At 65.3% G+C, this 6079-nt stretch carries 6 protein-coding genes and 1 pseudogene; 5 read left to right on the top strand and 2 right to left on the bottom strand.

The window, feature by feature from the left end; genetic code table 11:
• The 3 genes from VFF99_RS18475 to VFF99_RS18465 form a co-directional block, all read left to right on the top strand.
• On the top strand, window positions 1-392 hold a 392-nt coding region (locus VFF99_RS18475), incomplete at its 5' end, for a DUF2059 domain-containing protein (RefSeq protein WP_325020390.1).
• Window positions 393-480: 88 nt separating this feature from the next.
• Window positions 481-1632, top strand: coding sequence for an AraC family transcriptional regulator (locus tag VFF99_RS18470; RefSeq protein WP_325020389.1), 1152 nt, complete (start codon window positions 481-483; stop codon window positions 1630-1632).
• Between the two features lie 164 nt (window positions 1633-1796).
• The gene (locus VFF99_RS18465) at window positions 1797-2198 is read left to right on the top strand and encodes a hypothetical protein (RefSeq protein WP_325020388.1); all 402 of its coding nucleotides are present in this window, start codon (window positions 1797-1799) and stop codon (window positions 2196-2198) included.
• 295 nt (window positions 2199-2493) lie between these two features.
• On the opposite strand, the gene folE is transcribed toward VFF99_RS18465, so the two are convergent.
• A complete protein-coding gene (gene folE, locus VFF99_RS18460; RefSeq protein WP_325020387.1) occupies window positions 2494-3063 on the bottom strand; it encodes a GTP cyclohydrolase I FolE in 570 nt (189 codons plus the stop codon).
• Window positions 3064-3126: 63 nt separating this feature from the next.
• The gene (locus VFF99_RS18455) at window positions 3127-3348 is read right to left on the bottom strand and encodes a hypothetical protein (RefSeq protein WP_325020386.1); all 222 of its coding nucleotides are present in this window, start codon (window positions 3346-3348) and stop codon (window positions 3127-3129) included.
• 177 nt (window positions 3349-3525) lie between these two features.
• Between VFF99_RS18455 and VFF99_RS18450 the strand changes: the two genes are divergently transcribed.
• Window positions 3526-5748 carry a molybdopterin-dependent oxidoreductase gene (locus VFF99_RS18450; RefSeq protein WP_325020385.1) on the top strand — a complete coding sequence of 741 codons (2223 nt, stop codon included), beginning with the start codon at window positions 3526-3528 and terminating at the stop codon, window positions 5746-5748.
• Window positions 5749-6079 (top strand): annotated as a pseudogene (locus VFF99_RS18445) (phytanoyl-CoA dioxygenase); the annotation flags it as partial.

Raw genomic sequence — 6079 nt, 5'->3', positions numbered from 1 at the left:
AGGACCCGGTGACGGATGCGGTGGGACAGGCGCGCGCAGTGATCCAGGGCCGCGTTCCGACCGAGCGGCGTGATGCGGCGATGCGCGACGTTGCGGCGGAAGCGAAGAAATTCCTCGACGAGAACAGCCCGGTGGTGCGCGCCAGCGCCCAGAAACTGGTCCCGACCACGGTGGCGCCGATGCTGGCGGAACAATTTACCGAAGACGAACTGCGGCAGATCATCGCCATCCTCGAATCGCCCGTGAAGAAGAAGTTCGAGGCGCTGGTGCCGGACATGCAAAAAGCGCTCGGCGAGAAAGTCGCCGCCGATTCGCGCCCGACCATCGATCCGAAACTGAACCAGTTCCGCGAGCGCATCAGCGCGCGCCTGCGCACCGCCATCACGCCCTGATCGATGACGAGAATTGCAGTGGATGCCGGCGCGGCCTTACGCGCGGCCGTGCCGGCAGCGGGAACGACAAAAGAACAAGGGGAACAACATGACATATTCGTCGGCGATTGATCTGGTACGCGGTATCAAGGCACGCCTGGCAGCGCGTGGCCTCGACGTGGATGCATTCTTCCGCCAGGCGGGACTGGAAGAATCGGAATGCATGGCGGACGACGCGCTCACGCTGTCTGACAAGCTCAGCCATCTGTGGGAAACGGCGACCCAGGCATCGGGCGACCCGCTGCTCGGCATCAAGGCAGCGCTGCCCCAGCCGCTGGACCGCTCCGGCCTGATGGGCCACATCATGCGCGCCTCGCCGGACGTGAAGACCGCCATCGAAAACCTGGTCCGCTACACGCCGCTGGTATCGCCCACGGTGCACAGCACGATCGAGCAGGCCGACGGCTGCACGCGAGTCAGCCTGCACCTGCCCGGCGGACAGCGCCGCGTGCCGCAGCAGCACTACGATTTTGTCTGGTGCCTTGTACTGCGCACCTTGCGCACGGCCGCCGGCCGCGAAGACTTGAAGCCGGTGCTGGTGCATTACGCGTTTCCGCAGCCGGAGAACATCCAGCCCTACATCGACGCGTTCGGCTGCACGGTTCGCTTCGACATGCCCGGCAACACCATGCAGTTTGACGATGCCGACCTCTGCGTGCCGATCAGCACCGACAACCCGATGGCGGCCGACTGGGCACTGCGCATGCTGGCCGACCTCGCACAGGCGCAGCGCAACTGGACGCTGCGCATGCTCGCCAGGCTGGAGAATTCGCCGCAGGCGGAGCACACCTTCAGCAAACGCGTGCAAGGCCTGCTGGCCGGCATGCTGGCCCAGGGCGAGCCGCTGCGGGAAGAAGTGGCCAAGCGCTTGATGATGAGCGAGCGCACGCTACAGCGCCGGCTGGCCGAGGAGGGGACGAATTTCACGCAGCTGGTCGACGACACGCGGCGCGAGATGGCCTACCAGTACCTGAAGAAGGGCGACCTGTCGCTCAAGAAGCTGAGTTTCCAGCTCGGCTTCTCCGACCCGAGCGCATTCTGCCGCGCATGCCGGCGCTGGTTTGGACGCTCGCCCAAGGAGGTGCAGCAGCGTTCCGCCGCAAGCGACTTTTCGATCCCGAAAACGGGCACACTCGGCACGGTGATCCCGTTCAGCCGCACCGAGGGATTCGAGCACTTCGCGCAGTACAAACCGAACTGAGCCGAACTGATTTTTTCCAGGCGTTGTTGGTAATTCGCCTCCGCAGCCGAAAGGTTGTGGAGGCTTTTTTTTTCGTGCCGTTACGCTTCCTTACAGAATTTTTTTGCCGCGCGTACTAAGGTGGGCGTGCTTGCCATTTTTCTTTCACGCCCCGGCGCGCAGCCATGAAACCAGTCTTCCTGTTGTGTTCCGCTTTCCTGAGCATGCCTGCCCTTGCGGCACAGGTGCCCGCTACCTTCGACGAGCGGGTTTCCATCGCGAAGGCAGCGGAAGACGACGAACGCTTCCACCCTTATCCCGAGCAAATGGTCCGCGGCACGTCGCGCTCGCTGGCCGGCGCCATGCGCCGCTGCTGGGGGAAGTCGCCACGTCAGGAGGTCAAGTCCTTTGTCATGGTCGCCGACATCCAGCCAGACGGACGTCCCCGCAATGTGGCAGTCAAGCCGGTGCATGCGGTATCGCGCTGTTTTGCGGCGGCGTTCACATCGGGGCGCTATCTCGCACCGCCACCGTATCCCGGCAAGGATGGTTTTCCGGTCACGATGCGAGTGGATGGAGGCGGCTAGGGGCGCGGTGGGTTTCGCTGCGCTCTACCCACCCTACCGTCCTCTATAAAGAACCGTAGGCTGGGTAGAGCGCAGCGAAACCCAGCATGCAAACAAGGAACCGTAGGGTGGGCAGAGCGAAGCGAAACCTACCAGCCATTCGACGCCCGTTGCCGATAAAGAGCCGCAGGACAGGTAGAGCGAAGCGCCTGGCGCCTCGGGTATGACGCTGCAGGTATGCGCGCCACGCAGGCCGCCGGCATGAAGCAGGCAAGGACCAGGGAGGTCCCGTGCGCGGCGCGCATGTCTTCTGCGCTCAGTCCTTCTCGCGGGCGAGCGACAGGAACTCGGTGCGCAGGCCGAGGTTGGTGCGCATTTCGCCGAGCAGGGCCGAGGTGACGGTTTCCTCGCCGGGCGTGCGGATGCCGCGGCTTTCCATGCACATATGCCGGCAGCGGATCACCACGCCCACGGACAGCGGCTGCAAGTGTTCCATCAGCGCGTCTGCGATCTGCACGGTGAGGCGCTCCTGCACCTGCAGGCGCTTGGAGAAGCAATCCACCAGGCGCGTCAGCTTGGACAGGCCGACGATGCGTCCATTGGGCGTATAGCCGACGGTCGCCGAGCCGAAGAAGGGGGCGAGGTGGTGCTCGCAATGGCTGTACACCGGGATGCCGCGCACCACGATCAGCTCGTTGTATTTCTCTGCGCCGTCCTCGAACACCTTCAGGATGTCGGCCGGGTTCTGCTCATAGCCGGACGTCCAGTGCTTCCATGCCTTGTCCACGCGCTCCGGGGTGTCGCGCAATCCCTGGCGGTCGGGGTCTTCGCCGAGGTGGCGCAGCAGGCGCCGCCAGTCTTCCGTTGAAAAATTCTTGTCGCTCATGTTGCATTCCTCCTGTGGGCGCTGCGGCGCCCGGCCTGTGTGGCCGCTCTGCGGTCCGTATGGTTAGTGGTGATGGTGGTGCGACCAGTTCGCTCCACCCGATGCCAGATAGGACTCGACCGCGTCTTTCTGGCCGATGGCGTGGAGCTTGACCTCGCCGCAGGAGCAGATACCCTGGTAAGGCTGGATGTGCGAACAGGCGGAGACCTTCTGCAAATACACCGTGACCGGCTTTGCGCATTTCGAGCACTTGAAGGTGAGCGTGCGTGCGGGCTTGTTGGCCATTGTTACCTCATCAATTTTCCGATGCGACATTATCCCTCGAAACACTGCCTCGCGCCGCCACATCCTTACACCGGGAATGGGCAATGACCAGCAAGGTAATCGCCGTTCGCGCATAATGGGACTACATTGATAAAAATGCCATGACATGGAGAAATGGCAACCCCAAGGAGACAATCCATGCCCAACGAAACCGCCGAAAAAACCGTCCACCGGATCTGCCCGCTGTGCGAGGCCTGCTGCGGCCTCGAACTCAAGCTGAGCGGCAACAAGGTGATCAGCATCCGCGGCCATGACGAGGACGTGTTCAGCCGCGGCTACATCTGCCCGAAGGGCGTGGCCCTGAAGGACTTGCACGAAGACCCGGACCGCTTGCGCGTGCCGCTCGTCAAGCGCGACGGCCGCTTCGTCGAAACGAGCTGGGACGAGGCCTTCGCCGAGATCGAGCGGCGCCTGCCGCCCATCCTCGCCGAGCACGGGCCGGATGCCGTCGCCGCGCTGGCCGGCAATCCCTCGGTGCACAAGATCGGCCTGATCATGTACTTCGCGCGGCTGGCGCGGGCGCTGGGCACGCGCAACCTGTTCTCCGCCTCGACGCTGGACCAGATGCCCAAGCAGCTTTCGGTCGGCCTGATGTTCGGCCACTGGCTGTCGTTCCCGGTGCCCGACATCGAGCGCAGCGATTTCCTGCTCATCATCGGCGCCAACCCGATCGTTTCCAACGGCAGCCTGTGGACGGTTCCCGATTACCGCGGCAAGGCCAAGGCCATGCGGGCACGCGGCGGCCGCATCGTGGTGGTCGACCCGCGGCGCACCGAAACGGCGGAGGCTGCTGACGCCCACCACTTCATCCGTCCGGGCAGCGACGTCTACTTCCTGCTCGGCATGGTGCATACGCTGTTCGACGAGAAGCTCGTTCGCCTGGGACGGCTTGCGGAACATGTCAACGGCGTGGCAGAGGTCGAACATGCGGTGCACGCGTTCGCGCCGGAGACGGTGGCCGCGCGCTGCGGCATCGACGCAGCGACGATCCGCGGCCTTGCCCGCCAGCTGGCGGCCACCGAACGCGCCGCCGTGTACGGCCGCATGGGCACCTGCGTGCAGGAATACGGCACGCTGTGCAGCTGGCTGATCGACGTGCTCAACGTCCTCACCGGACATCTCGACCAGGAAGGCGGCGCGATGTTCGCCAAGGCGCCGGCCTTCGCCGCCAACACCATCGGCAAGCCCGGCATCGGCAAGGGCGTGGGCACAGGACGCCGCAGGAGCCGCGTGTCGGGTGCACCGGAAGTGATGGGCGAATTCCCCATGGTCTGCCTGGCCGAGGAAATCGATACGCCGGGAGCGGGGCAGGTGCGCGCGCTGATCACCGTGGCCGGCAACCCGGTGCTGTCGGCGCCCAACGGCGGCCGGCTCGCCGCGGCGCTCGACAAGCTCGACTTCATGGTCAGCGTCGACATCTACCTCAACGAAACCACGCGCCATGCCGACGTGATCCTTCCCGGCCTGTCGCCGCTCGAAGACCTGCATTACGACACGGCCTTCCCGCAGTTCGCCTACCGCAACGCCGCGCGCTTCAGCGAGCCGGCACTGCCGCGCCCGGACGGCCAGCCGCCGGAATGGCAGATTCTCCTGCGTCTTGCAGCGATCGCGCAGGGCAAGGGGGCGCAGGCCGATGTGGAAAAAATGGATGACGATCTGTTCGCCGACGACGTGCGCCGCGTGGCGGGTGAGCATGCCGATGCCGTGATCGCCGCGCTGGCCCATCTCAAGGGACCGGAGCGCCAGGTCGACTTTGCCTTGCGCACCGGGCCGTATGGCGACATATTCGGCCGCCGGCCCGACGGCATCAATCTCGCCAAGATCAAGGCTGCACCCGGCGGCATCGATCTCGGTCCGCTGCAGCCGCGCATTCCCGAAGTGCTGCGCACGCCCTCGGGCAAGATCGAGCTCGCCCCCGAGATGCTGCTGACCGATCTGCAGCGGCCCGCGGCGGAACTTGCGCAGCCCGTTCCCGGCCTGGTCGTCATCGGCCGCCGTCATGTCCGCTCCTGCAACAGCTGGATGCACAACCTGCCGATCCTGGCCAAGGGTCCCTTCCGCTGCACCGCGCTGGTCAACCCGGCCGACGCACAGCGCCTGGGCTTGCAGGATGGCGGCAAGGCTCGCATTGCCGGCAAGGGCACCGTCATCGAAGCGCTGGTGGAGGTGACCGACGAGATGATGCCGGGCGTGGTCAGCCTGCCGCACGGCTGGGGCCACGACCTGCCGGGCATGCGCATGGCGCTCGCCGCGGAGCGGCCGGGAGCGAACCTCAATGCCGTGCTGGACGAGGGCATGCGCGATCCGCTGTCCGGCAATGCCGTCCTGAACGGCATCCCGGTCAGCATGCAGCGGGCCTGAATGGCGGCGATCGCGGAAGCGGCGGCGGCCTGGGCGGAGAGCGGCTACGCCGTTGTCCGCCAGTGGATAGCTGCACCGGCGATCGACGCCCTTGCCCGCGAAGTCGAGCCTGTCTTCGCGCAATGGATGGCGGAGAACCACGCGGCGTACGAACGGGAGCGCCTGGTCAACATGCATTCGCTGACCAGCACGCGCTACTTCAGTGAGGGCAGGGCGCGCGCACGCTTGTTCGACATGCTGGCATCCGACAGCGTCGTCGCGCTGGTCGATGGCATGTTCGGATCAGGCATCTACTTCCACAACACCCAGCTGTTCTTCAATCCGCACGAGA

This window comes from Noviherbaspirillum sp. (assembly GCF_035654295.1).
In the GTDB taxonomy this organism is placed as follows: Bacteria; Pseudomonadota; Gammaproteobacteria; order Burkholderiales; family Burkholderiaceae_D; genus Noviherbaspirillum.
Note: the sequence above shows the minus strand (reverse complement) of the source record. Positions and strands in the feature narration are given on the sequence as shown.

Excerpts from the sequence above, each read along its gene's own strand:
- VFF99_RS18470 (WP_325020389.1), top strand. The coding sequence starts at position 481 with ATGACATATTCGTCGGCGATTGATCTGGTACGCGGTATCAAGGCACGC.
- VFF99_RS18465 (WP_325020388.1), top strand. The coding sequence starts at position 1,797 with ATGAAACCAGTCTTCCTGTTGTGTTCCGCTTTCCTGAGCATGCCTGCC.
- folE (WP_325020387.1), bottom strand. The coding sequence starts at position 3,063 with ATGAGCGACAAGAATTTTTCAACGGAAGACTGGCGGCGCCTGCTGCGC.
- VFF99_RS18455 (WP_325020386.1), bottom strand. The coding sequence starts at position 3,348 with ATGGCCAACAAGCCCGCACGCACGCTCACCTTCAAGTGCTCGAAATGC.
- VFF99_RS18450 (WP_325020385.1), top strand. The coding sequence starts at position 3,526 with ATGCCCAACGAAACCGCCGAAAAAACCGTCCACCGGATCTGCCCGCTG.